General features: G+C 38.4%; 18 protein-coding genes. 10 read left to right on the top strand and 8 right to left on the bottom strand.

What is annotated here, in order from left to right:
• Positions 1 to 72: 72 nt before the first annotated feature.
• A complete protein-coding gene (locus H2677_RS04180; protein WP_004952706.1) occupies positions 73 to 735 on the bottom strand; it encodes an OmpA family protein in 663 nt (220 codons plus the stop codon).
• Between the two features lie 387 nt (positions 736 to 1,122).
• Here H2677_RS04180 and H2677_RS04175 point away from each other — a divergent pair, with 387 nt between their 5' ends.
• The 6 genes from H2677_RS04175 to H2677_RS04150 all read left to right on the top strand — a co-directional run bounded on the left by H2677_RS04175 (position 1,123) and on the right by H2677_RS04150 (position 5,582).
• On the top strand, positions 1,123 to 2,040 hold the full coding sequence (locus tag H2677_RS04175; protein ID WP_212639199.1) for an acyltransferase: 918 nt from the start codon (positions 1,123 to 1,125) through the stop codon (positions 2,038 to 2,040).
• Between the two features lie 24 nt (positions 2,041 to 2,064).
• On the top strand, positions 2,065 to 3,123 hold the full coding sequence (locus H2677_RS04170; RefSeq protein WP_004952703.1) for a hypothetical protein: 1,059 nt from the start codon (positions 2,065 to 2,067) through the stop codon (positions 3,121 to 3,123).
• A 117-nt stretch (positions 3,124 to 3,240) separates the two neighbouring features.
• Complete coding sequence (minC, locus tag H2677_RS04165; RefSeq protein ID WP_130575420.1) at positions 3,241 to 3,960, top strand: septum site-determining protein MinC; 720 nt, start codon at positions 3,241 to 3,243, stop codon at positions 3,958 to 3,960.
• A 65-nt stretch (positions 3,961 to 4,025) separates the two neighbouring features.
• Positions 4,026 to 4,838, top strand: coding sequence for a septum site-determining protein MinD (minD, locus tag H2677_RS04160; protein ID WP_004913932.1), 813 nt, complete (start codon positions 4,026 to 4,028; stop codon positions 4,836 to 4,838).
• A 2-nt stretch (positions 4,839 to 4,840) separates the two neighbouring features.
• A complete protein-coding gene (gene minE, locus H2677_RS04155) occupies positions 4,841 to 5,113 on the top strand; it encodes a cell division topological specificity factor MinE (RefSeq protein WP_004663449.1) in 273 nt (90 codons plus the stop codon).
• Positions 5,114 to 5,294: 181 nt separating this feature from the next.
• Complete coding sequence (locus tag H2677_RS04150) at positions 5,295 to 5,582, top strand: PA4642 family protein (RefSeq protein ID WP_004952694.1); 288 nt, start codon at positions 5,295 to 5,297, stop codon at positions 5,580 to 5,582.
• Positions 5,583 to 5,619: 37 nt separating this feature from the next.
• Here the strand turns inward: H2677_RS04150 and rhtC are convergent, their stop codons facing one another.
• Positions 5,620 to 6,237, bottom strand: coding sequence for a threonine export protein RhtC (gene rhtC / locus H2677_RS04145; protein ID WP_004913934.1), 618 nt, complete (start codon positions 6,235 to 6,237; stop codon positions 5,620 to 5,622).
• A 127-nt stretch (positions 6,238 to 6,364) separates the two neighbouring features.
• Positions 6,365 to 9,454 (bottom strand): DNA translocase FtsK, encoded by a 3,090-nt coding sequence (locus H2677_RS04140; protein WP_212639198.1) that lies wholly within the window; start codon positions 9,452 to 9,454, stop codon positions 6,365 to 6,367.
• A gap of 255 nt (positions 9,455 to 9,709) precedes the next feature.
• Between H2677_RS04140 and trxB the strand changes: the two genes are divergently transcribed.
• The 4 genes from trxB to H2677_RS04120 all read left to right on the top strand — a co-directional run bounded on the left by trxB (position 9,710) and on the right by H2677_RS04120 (position 13,994).
• A complete protein-coding gene (gene trxB / locus H2677_RS04135) occupies positions 9,710 to 10,660 on the top strand; it encodes a thioredoxin-disulfide reductase (protein WP_004952686.1) in 951 nt (316 codons plus the stop codon).
• 111 nt (positions 10,661 to 10,771) lie between these two features.
• Positions 10,772 to 12,328 (top strand): class I SAM-dependent methyltransferase, encoded by a 1,557-nt coding sequence (locus tag H2677_RS04130; RefSeq protein WP_212639197.1) that lies wholly within the window; start codon positions 10,772 to 10,774, stop codon positions 12,326 to 12,328.
• Between the two features lie 90 nt (positions 12,329 to 12,418).
• A complete protein-coding gene (gene aat, locus H2677_RS04125) occupies positions 12,419 to 13,150 on the top strand; it encodes a leucyl/phenylalanyl-tRNA--protein transferase (protein ID WP_099948230.1) in 732 nt (243 codons plus the stop codon).
• Between the two features lie 28 nt (positions 13,151 to 13,178).
• Positions 13,179 to 13,994: an arginyltransferase gene (locus tag H2677_RS04120; protein ID WP_004913944.1), complete on the top strand. Its 816-nt coding sequence runs from the start codon at positions 13,179 to 13,181 to the stop codon at positions 13,992 to 13,994.
• A 1-nt stretch (position 13,995) separates the two neighbouring features.
• On the opposite strand, the gene rimI is transcribed toward H2677_RS04120, so the two are convergent.
• The 5 genes from rimI to fusA form a co-directional block, all read right to left on the bottom strand.
• Positions 13,996 to 14,457, bottom strand: coding sequence for a ribosomal protein S18-alanine N-acetyltransferase (gene rimI / locus H2677_RS04115; RefSeq protein ID WP_004913946.1), 462 nt, complete (start codon positions 14,455 to 14,457; stop codon positions 13,996 to 13,998).
• 97 nt (positions 14,458 to 14,554) lie between these two features.
• Positions 14,555 to 15,439 carry a metal-dependent hydrolase gene (locus H2677_RS04110; RefSeq protein WP_004952675.1) on the bottom strand — a complete coding sequence of 295 codons (885 nt, stop codon included), beginning with the start codon at positions 15,437 to 15,439 and terminating at the stop codon, positions 14,555 to 14,557.
• Positions 15,440 to 15,644: 205 nt separating this feature from the next.
• A complete protein-coding gene (locus H2677_RS04105) occupies positions 15,645 to 16,526 on the bottom strand; it encodes a metal-dependent hydrolase (RefSeq protein WP_004952673.1) in 882 nt (293 codons plus the stop codon).
• A gap of 203 nt (positions 16,527 to 16,729) precedes the next feature.
• Complete coding sequence (gene tuf / locus H2677_RS04100) at positions 16,730 to 17,920, bottom strand: elongation factor Tu (RefSeq protein WP_004913952.1); 1,191 nt, start codon at positions 17,918 to 17,920, stop codon at positions 16,730 to 16,732.
• A gap of 92 nt (positions 17,921 to 18,012) precedes the next feature.
• The gene (gene fusA / locus H2677_RS04095) at positions 18,013 to 20,151 is read right to left on the bottom strand and encodes an elongation factor G (protein WP_075696218.1); all 2,139 of its coding nucleotides are present in this window, start codon (positions 20,149 to 20,151) and stop codon (positions 18,013 to 18,015) included.
• Positions 20,152 to 20,215: the final 64 nt, after the last annotated feature.

The following is a 20,215-nucleotide window of genomic DNA, read 5'->3' as shown; positions in this document are numbered from 1 at the left end:
GTCACTATTTGTCGTACTAAAACTTAGCAATAAAAAAACCACCCGAAGGTGGTCTTTTCACAGCAGTATTAATTACTGTTTAGCATAAATGCTGATTTCAACACGGCGGTTTTGTTCTTTACCTGCCGCAGTTGCGTTTGAAGCGATAGGATTAGAAGAACCTAAACCTTGTGCATCAATACGGCTGCTTGAAACACCTTGGCTTGCTAAATAGTTTTTAACTGATTGAGCACGTGCTTGAGACAATGGGATATTGATTGAATCATTACCAGTATTGTCTGTGTAGCCAGTAACTAAGATTGCGCTCTTGTTATCTTCAGCTAAAGTTTGCGCCACTTTGTTTAAAGTGCCGTAGAAGTTTGGTTTGATGTTTGATTTATTTGTATCAAACGTGATGCTACCAGGCATGATCAACTGAACAGAACCATCTGGGTTACGGCCAACTTCTACACCAGTACCTGCCATTTGAGCACGTAATTTTTTCTCTTTATTATCGAGATATAAACCACTCGCACCACCAAGGATTGCACCAATCGCAGCTGCGCGGTTGTTTTGTGAAGAAGAGTTAGCATTACCTTTTGAGATACCATAACCTGCAGCTGCACCAATTAATGTACCTAAAGCAGCTTTGTCGTATGAAACACCGCCGATATCATTACCTTGTCCGCTCATTGTTTGGCAACCAGAAAGTACCAATCCAGCCCCTACGAGTGTTGAAATAACTAATGCACGCATCGCGTAGCTCCTGTCTATGTATTTTGTTGTCTGAACAGATAATGAATGAGAAAATTCAGCTAGACCATTGATATTTTGTTAATAATAAACAGTTTATTTGTATTTTTGTAATATTTTGATGCATTTTACATTTCCACTTAATCATAGTTTCTTCATGTTTATCCAATTGTGAAGAAATCAAGGAAATTTATAAGTTAGAATGGGCTTCGCAAACAAACTAAAATTTGTGCATATGCGACAGATTCACGTTTTCTGCACAGAAAAATTAATTCAAATGGTTTAAATATATAAAAAAATGTCAATATCAATAAATATACAGTTGTATTTAAACCACTGTTGTTTATAGTTAATCCATCTTTTCAAAACATCTGCCTCAAGGTTCGATTTATGTCTACCGCGAATAAGAAAACATCATTATTGCGAAAGGTCAGTAAAGGTCTTACTGTTAGTTCTGTGATCACAGGAAGTACATTTCTACATGGACCTCCTGTTCTGGCTTTAGGTCTCACTAAATTATTCAAAAAATCTGCCAAAGTAGATGAAACCAATATTCAACTAGCCAATAGCTGGATTGGGGTAAACAACCAACTGATTGAGAAAGTTTTACCAAATCTAAAATGGGACATTACCATTGATGAAAAATTAGATCTCAATCTACAAGGTCGCTACATGATGATTTGTAATCATCAAAGCTGGGTAGATACTACGGTAAATCAATATTTTGGTTTGATTCGAATGCCCCTTACTCGCTTTTTTACGAAGTGGGAGCTGATCTTTATTCCTTTTGTAGGTCAGGCTTTTAAAATCTTGGGTTTCCCAATGATGAAACGCCATACCAAAGAACAAATCGCTAAAAATCCTGAACTCAAACATCGTGATTTGCTAGAAGCACGTAAGGCATGTGAACAACTATTAAGTCAGCCATTCACCCTTCTCAATTATTTAGAAGGTACTCGATTTACGCCTGAAAAACATGCACAACAACAATCACCTTATAAGAATCTACTTAAACCCAAAGCTGGTGGCTTAGCCCTAGCATTAAACATACTTGGTGACAAGATTGATGCATTAGTGGATATGACGATTGTCTATCCTGAAGGTGCGCCAGGTTATGGCGACTTTTGGTTAGGTGACGTTTCAAGCATTGCTGTTGATTTACGCAAAATTGAAATTCCTGATTGGGTTTTGGGTGGAAATTACGAAGATGATGCAGTTTATCGTGAACGCTTTCAGAAATGGGTAGATCAAATCTGGACTGAAAAAGATCAACTTATTAGTCAACTCAAATCGAGATATAATTCATAATCTCTTCAAGGATTGAGCAGAAAGATGACCCAGCAGGACACCGATAAAAACTCTAAATATAACTATGTTAATCCGAACAGTAAGTTCTTCAAGCTGTTTCTTATTTATGACATTTTCATGGTTTTTATTATTGTTTTCAATTTGTTCTGTCTTGGAATGAACTTTTTCCTGATGAGTAATATTGGTGAATGGTTTTTTAACACCATTCACCTCTATAGCGTTTTAGAGTTTTATCGTAGCTATCTACATCCATGGGTTATCACGACTGAAGCTTGGTTTATTATCTTCCTGATCGTGGAGCTTGCGATTCGTTGGCTACTATCAATCATACAAAAGCATCACGCACGTTGGTGGTTCTTTCCATTTATTCACTGGTATGAAATTGTTGCAATTATCCCCCACTTTCGCTTTCTGCGTTTATTCCGTGCGGGGATTATCGCGTATCGTTTACATGAGCTTGGATATAAAGTTGTACCCGATAGCATCCGCTTAAAAGCAATTTTTTATTATCGTGTTGTCATGGAAGAACTTTCTGATCGGGTTGTGATCACAGTAATCGATGGCATTAAACACGAACTGGACACTAGCTCAAGTCATAAAAAAATTATTCATGATCTAGTCGATCATCATCGTCAATTATTTACTGTGACACTATCGTCAATGTTGCAAGAATCGCTCGCAAAAGCTTTACAACAGCAACAACCAATCATTACTCAAAAAGTAGGTCATATTGTTAACCAAGCAATCGAAGATACACCTGAACTGACTCAACTATTACGTCTGATTCCTATTGTTGGCAGTCGTATAGAACAACAAATTCAAAGTATCGGACAACGTTTGGGTGAAAACATTACCGCGGGTTTGATTGAACCGTTCACAGTTGGCTCATTTGAACGTCCAAATGAAAACTATTTACTGATCGCAGAAAAAGTCAGTCAATTAAATATTGATAACCAATACTTAGAAGAACTAGTAGAATCAGTAGTCTATGAAAGCCTCGAAGCGATTCGAAAACAAGTCAAAGTTAAACAATGGCAACAAACATTAAATGAATATGATCAATTGGATAAAAAAGCAGTGTGATTACAAGAAAATTTACTAATCAAGCTAGAGAATTCGTGTAATTTGTTCTAGCATTTGCTTTTATTTACAACATGCTTAAACACAATAGAGTGCTTAAAAAGCCCTGAAGGATAAATTATGGCTGACATACGGATTACGGGCAGAATGGTGAATTTTAGTCGACTCACGTTCGACACAAATGACCACGATGCAATCCGACAGCAACTTACTAGCACACTAAACGAAGGTTCCTATTTAGGAACTTTAGTCATTCTAGACAGTACCGTTGAACAAGAATTGATTGCTCTTATACAGCTACTGATTGATATTGGTTTACAACCTATGGCTGTAATCGATGGAATCTTAGGCGATGAAGCACGTGCAATCCAATTCCCTGTATTGCCCGCAGATCAACCTTTACAGCGGATCAAAGCGTCTAAAGAACAAGTCATTGAACATGTTGTCGAGAAACAAGCAGATCAGGCTGCAAAAGAAATACCACAAAAAGCTACATCAAGTCCGCATATCACCTCATATCATGATGAAATTTTGCGAACTGGACAATGTTTAGTGCAAGATCAGGGTGATATTATCTTGAATGCTGGCATGAATAGTGGTTCTGAAGTAATTGCATCTGGAAATATTCACATCTACGGGAATGCTCGTGGTAGAGTCATTGCTGGTGTGGGTGGACATATGTCCGCACGAATTTTTTGCAATTCGCTTGAAGCAGAATTAATTTCTATTGCGGGCACTTATTGTGTAGCAGATGATATTCCTAAAGATATGATCAAAAAGCCTGTACATATTTATTTAAATAACAAGCAAGAGCTTGAATTTGAAGCCTTGCAGTTTTAAGTTATCACATTAAACACCAAAAAAGCCCTTTTAGGGGCGTATGACCATAAATAGGAGTGGATTCGGTGGCCAAAATTGTTGTCGTAACGTCAGGCAAAGGTGGTGTAGGTAAAACTACAACAAGTGCATCTTTTGCAACAGGTTTAGCCCTACGTGGTCATAAAACTGTTGTGATTGATTTCGATGTGGGTTTGCGTAATCTTGACTTGATTATGGGTTGTGAACGTCGTGTAGTCTATGACTTTGTCAATGTCATCAATAATGAAGCTCGCTTACAGCAAGCACTGATCCGTGATAAAGATATTGAAAACTTATATATTCTTCCTGCATCACAAACACGTGATAAAGATGCCTTGAGTGATGAAGGTGTTGCACGAGTTATTGATGAACTTTCTCAAGAGTTTGACTACATCATTTGTGATTCTCCAGCAGGTATTGAGCGTGGCGCTATCCTTGCGATGTATCATGCTGATGAAGCAATCATCGTAACAAACCCTGAAATTTCATCTGTTCGTGACTCTGACCGTATCATCGGAATGTTAGACAGCAAAACTAAAAAAGTTGAGCAAAACGAAGGACGTATTCGTAAGCATCTTTGTATTACTCGCTTCAATCCTGAACGAGCGGATAAACAAGAAATGCTCACGATTGACGATATTTCAAAAGACATTTTACGTGTACCAACACTAGGTGTTGTACCTGAATGTCCAAGCGTACTTCAAGCATCAAACGAAGGTAAACCTGTTATTTTGTACTCTGAAGCAAAAGCAGGACAAGCGTATGATGATTTAGTTGCTCGTTTCCTTGGTGAGGATCGTCCATATCGACACATCACAGTACAGCCAAAAGGTTGGTTAGCTAGACTATTTGGAGCGTAATTATGGCAGGATTCTGGAGTAAACTTTTTAGCAGTGATGAAAAACCATCAAGTGCACAAACTGCCAAAGATCGCTTAAAAGTTATTGTTGCGTCTGAACAAGGTCTTGGTCGTCGTTTAAGCCAAGACAAAATTGATCAAATGAAAAAAGAGATCATGCAAGTGGTAAGTCGTTATGTTCGTGGTGTAGACGAACAACATATCCAAATGCAAGTTCGTTCAGAAGCTAACATCGAAATGTTGGAAATGAATATCAATTTACCTGAAGATCGATAGAAGTTTTTCAATTAGCGATTTTTTGTAAATAAAGGCAAAATACACAACAGAATTTGAAAAGTTTGAGTTTTATTTTCACAATTGTTTTGAAATACTTTTTTCGAATAAATTGAGAGAATTAACGCTTTTCTGATCCTGCATCGTATTTTGCCTTTATTATTTTTAAATTCAGGAGATTGTCATGGCATTATCACAGCCAGCAACTTTCAATGAAGAATGGTCAGATGAGCGTGTTTTTGCCTACCTCAACCAACTTCCTCCAGCAGGCGTAAATGCTGACTTTCACGTTCTATATCATGCGTTTAAACATATGCGCCCAAATGATTACGAACGATTAATTACTAAATTCTTAGCAGATGGTCGTGACTTAAATGCAACCAACCCTGAAGGGCAACGCATTCATGATGTAATTGCACAATTTCCTCGTCAAAAAGATGGATTCTTAGAAGTCCTAGCGAAATTTGCATAATAAAAAAGCCTGCTTCAAGCAGGCTTTGATTTCTCTGTTATCGGCTACCAATCAAATAAACACCGAGCAAAGTAAAGAGCCCTCCAGAAATACCATCAATCCATTTAGCAAAGTTCTGGTAAGCATTTCTGAATGTAGGTAGCGAAAATACAAAAGCCACAAGTAAAAACCATACCAATGTTTCAACAGCTATTATGATAAACAATAAGAAATGATGTTGATCAAAAAGTGGATTAGCAAGAAAGAGCGAGAACACACTACCAAAATAAATGACTGCTTTAGGATTGGATAAATTAGTGAGCAAACCTTTTATAAAAAACAACCATGCTGATTGAGGTAAGGTAATTTGTTTGATTTCCTGCTTTTGTTTAGAAAATGCTGAACGCAGCATCTGATAACCGAGCCAACACAGATATAAACCACCAGCAATCAAAAGTCCTTGTTTAAGCCAAGCCATTTTCTCAAAAATGATATTCAGTCCCATTAATGCCAACAAAGACCACAGCATCGCGCCCATGCATATTCCAACTGCAACTAATACAGCATCTTTACGTGAACGACTTACTGCTGTTTGCGACACAAGGAAAAAATCTGGACCAGGTGTAATCAATGCACAAAAATGAATGAAAATGAGTGTACTTAAAGCGATGAACATAACTGATCTCGATGCTGAGACGATGGTCTATCAGCTTAATTAAAAAACGTGATTTTTACCATATTTAATCTATAAAAATGAAAATAAAAAAGCCTCGAAATTGAGGCTTTTTAAATGATCATTTAGTTTAAACCAAAATATCTCGTTTCCCGTTTGCCCCCATTGAGCTCACAATTCCATTCTCTTCCATCTGATCGATAATTCGTGCAGCTCGGTTATAACCTAAACTAAATTTACGTTGAAGTGATGAAGTTGAAGCTTTTCGGGTTTCCAAAACAAAAGAAACACATTGGTCATATAGAGCATCCCGACTAGGATCACCATCGCCATCTTCAAAACCACGTGATGTAGGTTCTTCATCGAACGGCGTCAAGATTTCATCCACATAATTTGGCTCACCACGTTCACGCCAAGCATCACATATACGGTTCACTTCATCATCACTGATAAATGCACCGTGAACACGCTCAGGCTCGATTTTACCCGGTCCAAGGAATAACATATCACCATGTCCAAGTAAGTCCTCTGCACCACCCGCATCAAGGATGGTACGTGAATCGATCTTACTGTTCACACGTAAAGCCACACGCGTTGGAATGTTGGCTTTAATGAGACCTGTAATAACATCGACAGATGGACGTTGTGTTGCAAGTAAAAGATGAATCCCAGCGGCACGTGATTTCTGCGCCAAACGCGTAATCATTTCTTCAGCTTTTTTACCCACCTGCATGATCATGTCTGCAAATTCATCGGCAACAATAACAATCGAAGGTAATGGTGTTAATCGAGGTGCTCTTTCTTGAGTTGCTGAATCACTAGGTTTCCACGTCGGATCAATTAAATCCTCACCATTTGCAATCGCTTCTTCAACTTTACGGTTATAGTCACTTAATTTACGAATCTTCAAGAATGACATCAACTTATAACGACGCTCCATCTCATTTACACACCAATTTAAAGCACTAACAGCATCCTTCATGTCTGTTACTACAGGTGTCAATAAGTGAGGAATATCACTATAGTTTGCCAACTCAAGTTGTTTTGGATCGATCAAAATTAAGCGTAATTGATCAGGGGTATACTTTAATAACATCGATAAAATCATCGAGTTTACTGCAACCGATTTACCTGAGCCTGTTGTTCCCGCTACTAGCATATGTGGTGCTTTGGCTAAATCAGTCAGTACTGGATTTCCTGAAATATCTTTACCCATCGCCATACTGATCAAGTTATTTGGATCACGATAAGTTGGGGTTTCCAATAATTCGATCAAGCGCACCATTTCACGAGAACTATTAGGTACTTCAATCCCGATATATGGTTTACCAGGAATAACCTCAACAACACGTACGGAAGCCATCGACATTGAACGCGCTAGATCGCGTGAAATATTAGTAACTTTTGATGCTTTAACACCTGGTGCAAGATCAAGTTCAAAACGTGTCACTACTGGTCCAGGCTGTGCTTCCACCACTTGTGCTTTGACATTAAATTCTTGCAGTTTTATCTCAAGCAATTCAGATAATCTAGCCAGTTGATCGGCTGTAAAATTCACTTTCTTATTTGGATCAACACGATCTAATAACTCCAAACCAGGCAAGGTAGGTAAGTCACGTCGCTTTTGGGCAACTTGCATTGCTCGTGACATTGGTCGTCCGAAAGCATCAGTTAAAGGAGCATCTAGATCAAAATCATCATCCAAATCGATTTCTAATTCTGGTTCTGCTTTACCAGCTGTTTCCTGCCATGCCTCGATGAATGCTTCCTTAGATAATGTTTCTTTTGGTGCTTCAACTTCAATTGGTGCTTTTACTAAAGCAGATGACTGTGCATAACTCGTGCTTGTCGAAGGTGTCTTAAACTCATCTTCGTCTATCAATAAATCATCGAAGTCATCAAATTCAGATTTCTTAGTTTGTTTCACCTCATCATGAGCACTTATCGGGGAATGAATATTTTCTTCAACGACTACAGTATTCTCTGTCTTTACAGCGAATTCAAATTCATCAATATCTTCATCCACCTCAAACTGTTGTTTTTGTTGTAATGAAGAAGTCTGCAACTCTTGATTGAATGGTGTATGAACATCTGTCGCTGTTTTGCTATTTGGAACAGCAGCGAGTAATTCATCAAAAATTTCATCATCATTCCAATCTAAATCACGATGATTAGTTTTCTGAACAACATTAGAATGTGATGATGTATTTAACATCTGATGATCATCAAGCTCGTTACGATCATCTGCAGCTTTCAGTAAAGCATCTATTTCTTGTTTATGGCTTTGTTCATCATGTTGCAGTGCACGCCAAACCTCACCAGTTTGTATGAGTCTTTGACTTTCAGCCTCGAATTGGTGCGCACGTTTTAATGTTTGCTCGAAATCGTCCTCTGGTTTTGATTCTTGGACATTCATGCGTTGTAGTTCTTTTGCGGCTACATCGGCAAATAGTCGCTCAGCCAATACCTGATGATGAGAATCATCAAATTTAGTTTGATTCTCTTGGTTTATAATATCGTGAGTAGAATGATTGGCTAATACTGGTTCTGTACCTACAGCAGTAGCAGAAGTCTGAGCATTTGTTTTTAACGGTGTTTCAGTCATCGTAATTTGTTCAGTACGATCATACGCTGACTCTTGTTGAGGTACATTCTTATAAAATAGATCCTGCAAATATGCGGGTGTTTTCTTTAGAGTAATCCATGTTTTATCCCATTGGATTCCAAAGGCTAAAGTTAATAACAAAATACTAAATGCGAGTAAAAATAACGTTGCACCATATATTGTCAGCAAGCCAGTTAGACTTTGTCCCAACTCATAACCAATAATTCCACCAGCTGCATTATCTAGAGTGTCAGCAGGAGTATTCCAATGCAGATAGAACAAACTCGCCACAGATAACACGAGAAAGAATTGTGCAGCATAACGAAACGGACGATTAAGGAAACTTCTTGGCCACCATACTTGGATTGCTTCAATAAACAAAAAAATCGGGAGCAGTAAACTCGCCCATCCTAAGAATCCAAATAACAAATCTGCGATCCAAGCACCTGCAACACCGCTCGCATTGGAAACCTGTTGGGTATCACTAGATATATGCATCCAACCTGGGTCAAATGGAGTATAGGTTACTGTGGCAAGAAATAGATAAATGCCAAAAGAAATCAAAAATAATGTCATTAAAAAGCGTTGTGCATAAACACTTGACACCGCAGTCATATACAGTCCTGTAACCCAATTTCGTTATTTGTTTGTCTATTATTTAAGGTCTAAACAACCCTAATCAATAAGTCTAATATTATGCACGTGTTCTTACAAAAAAGATGCACGATTGTTTACTGTTGTTGTTAACATCCTGATCGGATATAGCGCAATTCGATTGAGTTAATCAATATTATCATCATCGATTTAGCCCACTCCCCTACGGATTCACGTATAATTTTAGCATTTTCAATATAAAAAGGATGTTCTTTAATGAGCGCTCGTCACTCACGGTTAATTATTTTGGGTTCTGGTCCTGCGGGTTACAGTGCAGCAGTTTATGCAGCGCGTGCAAACCTTAAACCAACACTCATTGCTGGCTTACAACTCGGTGGTCAATTAACAACGACGACTGAAGTTGATAACTGGCCTGGTGACCCTGAAGGATTAACTGGTCCTGTACTTATGGAGCGTATGCAAGCCCATGCTGAACGTTTCGGTACAGAAATCGTATATGACCATATCAATGAAGTTGATTTAAAAACACGCCCGTTTGTTTTAAAAGGCGATATGGAAGAATACACATGTGATGCTCTCATTATTGCAACTGGTGCGACAGCTCAGTATTTAGGTCTTGAATCAGAAGCAGCATTCATGGGACAAGGTGTAAGCGCTTGTGCTACATGTGATGGTTTCTTCTATAAGAACCAAAATGTCATGGTTGTGGGTGGTGGTAACACTGCAGTTGAAGAAGCACTTTATCTTTCAAATATCGCAGCTCATGTCACATTAGTTCACCGTCGTGACAGCTTGCGCTCTGAAAAGATTCTGCAAGATCATCTTTTTGCGAAAGAAAAAGAAGGCAAAATCAGCATCATTTGGAACCATCAAGTCGATGAAGTATTGGGTGACAATACTGGTGTAACATCTGTACGTATCAAATCTACCCAAGATTCAAGTACACAAGATGTTCAAGTACAAGGTCTATTTGTTGCGATTGGACACAAACCAAATACAGATATGTTTGAAGGTCAATTGAACTTACGTGATGGTTATATTCAAGTTCAAAGTGGCACTTCGGGTAATGCAACAGCAGCATCAATTGAAGGCGTCTTTGCTGCTGGTGACGTAGCTGATAGTATCTATCGTCAAGCGATTACCTCAGCAGGTTCAGGCTGTATGGCAGCATTAGATGCTGAGAAGTATCTTGATAATTTAAACTAATTTACATTAAGTTTAAAAAGCCACCATCTTTATGGTGGCTTTTTTTGTTAAATGATATATACAATCAAAAACATGGCTTTATTTAACAACAATTATATTTTGGATGAATACATGACAACAACATGGACCAATGGCTACCAAACTGAAGTCAATTACACCTATGGGTATTATCGTGATCTTAGCCCTAACTTCCAAAAATTCTGCTTACTTTTAAATGGGATAGGTAGTCCAGATATTCAGACAAATCAAACACATTGTGAACTTGGCTTTGGGCAAGGTGTCAGCATCAACATACATGCAGCAAGTACTGATGCCAATTTTTACGGTACGGACTTTAACCCTGCACATGCAGCTCATGCCAACCAATTAGCACAACATAGCCAAACTAAACCGTATTTTTTTGATGATAGCTTTGAAGAATTATTAAATCGAAATGATTTACCCATGTTTGATTCAATTAGCCTACATGGAATATGGAGCTGGATAAGTTATGAAAACCAACACATAATTTTGAAATTCATTCGTAAATATTTAAAACCCAATGGTATTGTCTATATCAGTTATAACTGTGTGACAGGTTGGGCTGCCAATATGCCTATACGCGAGTTATTTCATAGCCATTTTAAATTTAATAGCAAAAGTACAAACCCACTGCAAAAAGTGAATGAAGCATTAAATTTTAGCGAAGAACTACTTAAACAAAATCCAATCTTTGCTCAAAGAAATCCCAATGCTTTGCAAAAAGTAATCGATCTCAAACAACAAAATCCAAATTACTTAATTCATGAATATTTGAATCAAGATTGGCAATGTTTCTCATTTCAGCAAGTAGTCAGAATCCTAGATGAAATTAAATTATCTTATGCTGGGTCTACAGACTTAGGAACGCATTTAGATAACATTAATTTTTCAGAAGAACATCAGCAATTTCTAAATGCGATTGAACACCCGATTTTCAAAGAACAGTGCCGAGATTATTTTGCCAACACACAATTTAGACGAGATTTATTTATTCGAGGCAAAAATAATTTAACCCCATTACAAGTCCAAGCAAAACTCCGAAAAACAGCATTTGTGCTTCTAACAGCCAAAGAGCAATTACCGAGTAGCATTACAGGACTATTGGGGACATTCAATTTGATAGAGGAAATTTATCAACCAATTGGCAATCGATTTGCTGAAGTTAACTATCAACCGCTCACTATTGCAGATTTAGAAGCTAGTTTTCCCGAGCTTCACTATGCAAAAATCTTAAATGCGCTCGTTATCCTGTGCCATCTTGGACTAGCTCAACCATGTCAAAATAATGAACCATCTCAAAAAATGTTCGAGCATTGCCATAATCTGAATCATTACATTTTAAAACAAGCGAGTTTTCATCAAAACTATGGCGTTTTAATTAGTCCAATCACAGGCATTGGTATACCGACTGAACATTTTCATCAATTATTTTATCGCGCTCATTTTATAGATGGTTTAACGACTGCAACAGATTTTGCTTACTATGTGCAAGATGTCATCCAACAACTTGGGTGGTTAGTTTTAGATAAAGATGGTCAAACGGTTTCAGATCAGGTTAAAAGCATTGAAATTATCCAATCTAAAGCCCAAATATTTTTAGAAAGTAAGAAGTTGGAGATCGCGAAACAATTACGATTATTTAATTAAATACTGATGATCGAATGGCAAAGTTCTAGATTTGCCATTCGACCTTTCTTAGATTAGTTTAATCTGAATCCTTTCCATATTCATTTTATTATGCATCAACTTCCACCCTCTCAATATATTTTTCCTGATCCTATTGAAGCAGATCCTGAGGGACATGGTTTCATCTGTATTGGTGCAGATCTTTCACCGTCTACATTATTTGAAGCCTACACACATGGATTATTTCCATGGTTCAACGAAGATGAACCTATCTGTTGGTGGAGTCCTGAACCACGTTGCATTATCGAACCAGAGGCATATAAACCGAGCAAATCCTTACTACGAAATATGAAAAAACATGATTATCGAATTACGATTAATCATGCATTTGAACAAGTCATTCGTGCCTGTTCGTTACCACGAAGTTATGCAAATGAGACATGGATTAGTGAAGATATAATTGAAGGATATTCAGCTCTATTTAAAGCAGGATATGCCTACAGTGTCGAAGTCTGGAATAATGAACAGCTTGTAGGTGGCCTGTATGGTGTCACTATTGGTAAAGGATGTTTTGGTGAGTCGATGTTTAGCACCGAAACAGATGTCTCTAAAATGGCATTTTATACACTGATGTTAATTGGACAGGAAAATCAACTGCCTTGGATCGATTGCCAATTGGTCAACGATCATCTTTTAAGTCTTGGAGCACGTACACTTTCTCGCCAAGCCTATTTAAAATCGTTACAAGATGTAATTATTACCCCCTCTATCAATTGGAAAAGTTATCAAGAACGTGTATTTTCAAGTAAAACAATAGCTCTTTTTTCAAAATTAGACGGTTAACGGATTAACACCTTGGAGGGACAGATTAATGAAATCATACCAACCCAAGTCCCTTTTAAATGACTTACAGTATTACATTACTCCACCACATGACTGTAGTTACCTCGATAACAAATCAGCTCGGATGGTGTTCTTAGATCCAATTCATCGCATTGATGTGGTGACATTATCTGAACTGTCACGTGTTGGTTTTCGTCGCAGTGGTGACTTTGTTTATCGCCCAGAATGTCATTTATGTCGTCAATGTTTGTCGTGTAGAGTTCCTATTCAAGAATTTCAAATGAATAGCAGCCAAAAAAAGGCATGGAAACGCAATCAAGATTTAAGCATGAATATCTTGCCTACCACGCAAGCGACAGAACAACATTATCAGCTTTATGAGAGATATATAAACGAGCGACATTCAGATGGTGATATGTATCCAGCCAACTATGATCAGTTTGAGAAGTTTCTCGTACACAGTTGCACTGAAAGTTTTTTTATCGAATTATGGAAAGACCAAAAACTAATTGCGGTCTCTACTTGTGATTTGATGGATGATGGTTTATCTGCGGTTTACACATTCTTTGACCCAGATGAACAACGTCGCTCCTTGGGCGTTTATGCCATTCTTAAACAAATTGAATATGTAAAAACTCTAAATCTTGATTATTTGTATCTTGGTTATTGGGTGCCACACTCAGCGAAAATGAACTACAAGTCACAATACACACCACTTGAACTATTACTAGATGGTCAATGGCGTAGACTCAATCGCCCATTATCTGAGAAAGAAATTCATCAACTCGGAAACTCACTCATGAGTACACTACCTTCAGAGTGGGATGATCTAATCATTAAATAATTTAGGATTTAAATAAAGACGCAAAATCATCAGTGCATGTTTTGACCATAATCACAGCATGCTCTTTTGTACCATCCAAATTGGGATAATAATTTTTGCGTAAATCTATTTGATGAAAATCCATTTTTTCATACAAACGAATTGCAGCATGATTGCTTTGACGTACTTCTAAAAAAATTTGGATAGGATTATTTTTTAAAAGTTGAATTGAATAATCTAACAACTCGTATCCAAGACCTTTGCCCTGCTGGCTTGGATGGATCGCCATCAGTAACAAATTAGCTTCATCTAACACAGGCTGTAAAATACAGAATCCTACTATTTGATTTTTAGTTTCATAGACTGTGCATTGGTAAGAAAGCAAAGACTCCTGAAATTGTTTTTTAGACCACGGATGTGTTTGAACTAAACATTCAATCTCAGCAACTTTATCCAAATCCTTTTCTTGCATCAATCGAATCACGTGAACACCTTGTCAAAAACCTAATTGGCAGATTATCGACAATTTAAAACCAAATTTAAATAAAAAAATGGGCAATCTGATTGATTGCCCATTTTATTTAGTGGGGATTAAAACCTAACTCGGCACGCCATTTATTTAATAATTCAGTGGTGTCGTAGTCATTTGGATGAAATTTAGGTCTTAAAAATGCCAGTAAAGTTGGTATTTGACGGGTCATAAAACCTCTATAACCATACATAAACTTCAGCATATATTTCGTGTCACGCCACGTTAGTTTTCCATCAGTTTTGAGTAGTTTTGCAGTGAAATAGGATTGGGTAATAAAAATCAGACCCATTGCAATCACAAGTGCTAGTGATCTCATAAAATAAGCTTTAGCACCTTGACCATACATTGCCTCGTACACATCAAAGGCAACAGCTTTATGTTCATTTTCTTCAACAGCATGCCACATCCACAAATGATACATGGTTTCATCCATGAACATCGATTGGATATCTGGATTACTTAATAATTCCTCAGCAATCGTCGAAGTAAAATGCTCTAAAGCACATGTTCCAGTTAATCCAATCATTTCTTTGTTGAAACCAAAAGGTTTAAGTAATGTACTGATTACATTAACACCGTAATTGATCACTTTGCCTGTTTGCTCTTCCATCTTACGAACATCATAACCATAGGCTTGAGCAGATGCATTGAACGCTAAATGCTCTTTCGAATGCATCGCCTCTTGACCAATAAAAGCACTAATTTCTTTCTGTAAACGAGGGTCAGCTAATTTAGGATCATTTCTAACTGCACGAGTACTGTTTACAAAAAATTGTTCACCTTCAGGAAATAGCGCTGATAAAGCAGTCATAAAATGTGTGAGTGCAGCATCACCATTTGCCCAATATCGAGGCACATCACCAAACTCAAAATCCATTCGACGTACAGGGAAACTAGCGCCAGCACGATTTGAAATATTGACTTTAGCATTCATACCTTATTCTCCTTAATGATGAATCCATTCTTTGTTTTTATCCATTCTTATTTTATACGCTGTTTATCATGCTTTAATTAAGTGCAGATAAGGTCATAAAAGCATCATCTTAGGACATGTCTTCAACTTTTTATGAAAATATTTAAAATAGAAAAAGGGCAAATTCATGCCCTTTAAAAACAAACAGTATTGAAGAAAATAAGGCTTACAAACCTAATTTCGCTTTCCAATCTTTTAATAATTGAACTGTATCTAAATCATTCGGATGGAAACGTGGTTTAAAGTACGCCAGCATTTCTCCTGCCATTCCTGCGATGATCCCTTTTGATGGACTATAACCATACTTATAAATCATTCCCAACTCTTTAAGATTTAGCTTTTTATCTTGCTTAAGCAAACGTAAAGTGAAGTATGACTGAAGAATAAAAATTAAAGTCATGGCAAATACGAGCGCTGTTGTACGTAAGCCGTATGCTTTAATTCCTGTGCCAAAAACAGACTCATATACATCATATGCAACTGCTTTATGCTCATTTTCCTCAACTGCATGCCAGAACCACATATAAGACATTGTGTCATCAGTCATCAAATCTTGGATATGCTTATTACGCAATAATTCAGATGCAATCGTCGCTGTAAAATGCTCTAGGGCAGTCGTAGCTGTGAGATCAACCATCTCACGTGTCATACCAAAAGGTTTTACGATTTTCGAAAAATTATTTAAGGCAAATTGAATGTAACGACCTGTAATTTGCTCTAAAGCTCTTACATCATGACCGTATTTTTGAGCAGAAGCATTGAAATTAACATGCTCTTGAGTATGCATTGCTTCTTGACCAATAAACGCACTAATCTCTTTTTGCAGCTCTTCATTCTCTTTAATCGCTGGGTGATAACGCACAGCACGAACTGAATCAATAAATAATTTCTCACCATCTGGAAATAAAGCAGATAATGCAGTCATAAAATGTGTAAGACCTGCTGAGCCACTCATCCAGTATTCAGGTACTTGATCAAAATCAAAATTCATACGACGTACTGGGAAACTTGCACCTGCACGATTTGAAATATTTACTTTAGCATTCATGCCGCCTACTCCTTTTCAGTGAACTTTTTTCACTGAGCACTTTTGTTCGTTTTCTTGAGTTTTATATTACGTTTTTATATGAATCAATTAAGTGCAGTTTGGGACAGCGAAGTATCAGTTTGGGACACTATTCAATAAAATTGTCAAACAATTGATATAAAAAAACACCCCATAAGGGGTGTTTTTTCGATCACTCTAGGCGATTATGCAGTTACTTTAGCAACGACACCAGCACCTACAGTACGACCACCTTCACGGATCGCAAAACGTAGACCTGGGTCCATTGCGATCGGGTGGATTAACTCTACTGACATTTCTACGTTGTCACCAGGCATTACCATTTCTACGCCATCTTGTAATTTGATCGCGCCAGTTACGTCAGTTGTACGGAAGTAGAACTGTGGACGGTAACCGTTAAGGAATGGAGTATGACGACCACCTTCTTCTTTAGAAAGTACGTATACTTCTGCATCGAATTTAGTGTGCGGCTTGATTGTACCTGGTTTAGCAAGTACTTGACCACGTTGTACGTCTTCACGCTTAGTACCACGAAGTAAGATACCACAGTTCTCACCCGCACGACCTTCGTCAAGAAGTTTACGGAACATTTCAACGCCAGTAACTGTAGTCGTTTGAGTATCACGGATACCAACGATTTCAACAGACTCACCAACTTTGATGATACCAGCTTCTACACGACCAGTTACTACTGTACCACGACCAGAGATAGAGAATACGTCTTCGATTGGCATCAAGAATGCTTTATCGATTGCACGCTCTGGTTCTGGGATGTAAGAGTCAAGCGCTTCTACAAGTGCAAGAACAGAAGCTTCGCCGTAAGGACCGTCGTTACCATTTAATGCTTGAAGAGCTGAACCGCGGATGATTGGAGTGTCATCACCTGGGAAGTCATAAGTAGAAAGAAGTTCACGAACTTCCATTTCTACTAATTCAAGTAATTCCTCATCATCAACAAGGTCACACTTGTTTAAGAATACGATGATGTAAGGTACACCTACCTGACGAGAAAGAAGGATGTGTTCACGAGTTTGTGGCATTGGACCATCAGTCGCAGCACACACAAGGATCGCGCCGTCCATCTGAGCAGCACCAGTAATCATGTTTTTAACATAATCGGCGTGGCCTGGGCAGTCTACGTGAGCGTAGTGACGGATTGGAGAATCGTATTCTACGTGTGATGTATTAATTGTAATACCACGTGCTTTTTCTTCAGGAGCAGAGTCGATTTGTGAGTAATCTTTCGCTTCACCGCCGTAAGTTTTTGCACAAATTGTTGCAATCGCAGCAGTTAAAGTTGTTTTACCATGGTCAACGTGACCAATTGTACCCACGTTTACGTGTGGTTTATTACGTTCAAACTTGGCTTTAGCCATGATGATCTTCCTTTATAAACTGCTCATGAGGGTCGCTCATGAGCGCTTGGTTTTTAACTAAATTTTAGTTGGGTAATATAGTAATCGAAAGATTACTCGTCGTCACCTTTTTTACCGCCAGCTTGGAACTTAGCGATGATGCCTTCAGCCACGTTACGTGGAGTTTCAGCGTACTTAGCGAATTCCATAGAATAAGTAGCACGACCTTGAGACATAGAACGCATTTGAGTAGCGTAACCAAACATCTCAGCTAATGGAACTTCTGCTTTAATTGCTTTTGTTCCACCAGGAAGATCGTCCATACCTTGAACCATACCACGACGACGGTTTAAGTCACCCATGATATCGCCCATGTAGTCTTCTGGAGTTTCTACTTCAACTTTCATGATAGGTTCAAGAAGAATTGGATCTGCTTTCATGAAACCATCACGGAACGCATAAGAACCAGCCATTTTGAACGACAATTCATCAGAGTCGACATCGTGGTAAGAACCGTCAAAAAGAACAGCTTTAACGCCTACAACTGGGTAACCAGCCAAGACACCATTCTTCATACGTTCTTGAATACCTTTATCAACTGCACCGAAGAATTCTTTTGGTACTACACCACCAACAACTTCTTCAGCGAATTCGTATTCTTTACCAGCAGCTTCAACATCAAGTGGCTCTAAACGAACATATACATGACCGAATTTACCTTTACCACCTGTTTGACGTACGAATTTACCTTCTTGCTCAATAGTTTTCTTAATCGTTTCACGATAAGCAACCATTGGTTTACCGATATTCGCTTCAACACCGAACTCACGTTTCATACGGTCAACGATGATGTCAAGGTGAAGCTCACCCATACCAGCAATAATTGTTTGACCAGATTCTTCGTCAGTACGTACACGGAACGATGGATCTTCTTTCGCCAAACGACCTAAAGCAATTGACATTTTTTCTTGGTCAGCTTTAGTTTTTGGTTCAACAGCCAATGAAATTACTGGCTCAGGGAATTCCATACGCTCAAGTGTAATGATGTTTTTCTCATCACATAATGTATCACCAGTTGTAACGTCTTTAAGACCTACACACGCTGCGATATCACCTGCACGGATTTCATCAAGATCTTGACGCTCATTCGCATGCATTTGCACGATACGACCGATACGTTCACGCTTAGACTTAACTGGGTTATATACTGGGTCACCTTGTTTAAGAACACCAGAATAAACACGTACGAAAGTTAAGTTACCAACGAATTTGTCGTTCATGATTTTGAACGCAAGCGCAGAGAACGGAGCTTCGTCAGATGCTTCACGAGATGCTTTAGTTTCAGCTTTATCGTCAAGGATACCTTCGATCGCTTTAACTTCTGTTGGCGATGGTAAGAATTCAATCACAGCATCCAACATACGTTGAACACCTTTGTTTTTGAACGCTGAACCACAAAGCATCACTTGGATTTCAGATGCTAATGTACGAGCACGTAAACCTGCAACGATGTCTTCTTTAGAAAGATCACCCTCTTCAAGGTACTTGTCCATTAACTCTTCAGAAGCTTCAGCAGCCGCTTCAACCATGTTAGTACGCCATTCGTTAGCAGTATCAACTAGGTCAGCAGGAATCTCACCATATTCAAACTTCATACCTTGAGATGGTTCATCCCAGATAATCGCTTTCATTTCGATAAGGTCTACAACACCTGCAAATGTATCTTCTGCACCGATTGGTACAACGATAGGTACAGGGTTACCGCCTAAACGAGTTTTAACTTGCTCTACAGCACGGAAGAAGTTTGCACCAGTACGGTCCATCTTGTTCACGAATGCTAAACGAGGCACTTTATATTTGTTAGCTTGACGCCATACAGTTTCAGACTGAGGTTGAACACCACCAACAGCACAGTAAACCATGCACGCACCGTCAAGAACACGCATAGAACGCTCAACTTCAATTGTGAAGTCAACGTGTCCCGGTGTATCAATTACGTTGATACGGTGTTGTTCGAATTGGTTGCCCATACCAGACCAGAAACAAGTCGTAGCAGCAGAAGTAATGGTAATACCACGCTCTTGCTCTTGTTCCATCCAGTCCATTGTTGCTGCACCGTCGTGTACTTCACCAATTTTGTGAGATACACCTGTGTAGAACAAGATACGTTCAGTTGTAGTTGTTTTACCTGCGTCAATGTGCGCAGAAATACCAATGTTACGGTAACGAGTAATCGGGGTTTGGCGAGCCATGATGTCTTACATTCCTAAATGTTATCTTTAAAACAGGACGCATCAATTAAATTGATGCGCACGA

This window comes from Acinetobacter junii, from assembly GCF_018336855.1.
Classification (GTDB): Bacteria; Pseudomonadota; Gammaproteobacteria; order Pseudomonadales; family Moraxellaceae; genus Acinetobacter; species Acinetobacter junii.
This window is presented reverse-complemented; position numbering and strand designations above follow the sequence as displayed.

Coding starts and splice junctions, on each gene's coding strand:
- fusA (WP_075696218.1), bottom strand. CDS start 20,151: ATGGCTCGCCAAACCCCGATTACTCGTTACCGTAACATTGGTATTTCT.
- rhtC (WP_004913934.1), bottom strand. CDS start 6,237: ATGTTCATCGCTTTAAGTACACTCATTTTCATTCATTTTTGTGCATTG.
- H2677_RS04130 (WP_212639197.1), top strand. CDS start 10,772: ATGACAACAACATGGACCAATGGCTACCAAACTGAAGTCAATTACACC.
- H2677_RS04170 (WP_004952703.1), top strand. CDS start 2,065: ATGACCCAGCAGGACACCGATAAAAACTCTAAATATAACTATGTTAAT.
- H2677_RS04105 (WP_004952673.1), bottom strand. CDS start 16,526: ATGAATGCTAAAGTAAATATTTCAAATCGTGCAGGTGCAAGTTTCCCA.
- minC (WP_130575420.1), top strand. CDS start 3,241: ATGGCTGACATACGGATTACGGGCAGAATGGTGAATTTTAGTCGACTC.
- tuf (WP_004913952.1), bottom strand. CDS start 17,920: ATGGCTAAAGCCAAGTTTGAACGTAATAAACCACACGTAAACGTGGGT.
- trxB (WP_004952686.1), top strand. CDS start 9,710: ATGAGCGCTCGTCACTCACGGTTAATTATTTTGGGTTCTGGTCCTGCG.
- H2677_RS04180 (WP_004952706.1), bottom strand. CDS start 735: ATGCGTGCATTAGTTATTTCAACACTCGTAGGGGCTGGATTGGTACTT.
- H2677_RS04120 (WP_004913944.1), top strand. CDS start 13,179: ATGAAATCATACCAACCCAAGTCCCTTTTAAATGACTTACAGTATTAC.
- H2677_RS04110 (WP_004952675.1), bottom strand. CDS start 15,439: ATGAATGCTAAAGTCAATATTTCAAATCGTGCTGGCGCTAGTTTCCCT.
- H2677_RS04140 (WP_212639198.1), bottom strand. CDS start 9,454: ATGACTGCGGTGTCAAGTGTTTATGCACAACGCTTTTTAATGACATTA.
- H2677_RS04175 (WP_212639199.1), top strand. CDS start 1,123: ATGTCTACCGCGAATAAGAAAACATCATTATTGCGAAAGGTCAGTAAA.
- aat (WP_099948230.1), top strand. CDS start 12,419: ATGCATCAACTTCCACCCTCTCAATATATTTTTCCTGATCCTATTGAA.
- minE (WP_004663449.1), top strand. CDS start 4,841: ATGGCAGGATTCTGGAGTAAACTTTTTAGCAGTGATGAAAAACCATCA.
- H2677_RS04150 (WP_004952694.1), top strand. CDS start 5,295: ATGGCATTATCACAGCCAGCAACTTTCAATGAAGAATGGTCAGATGAG.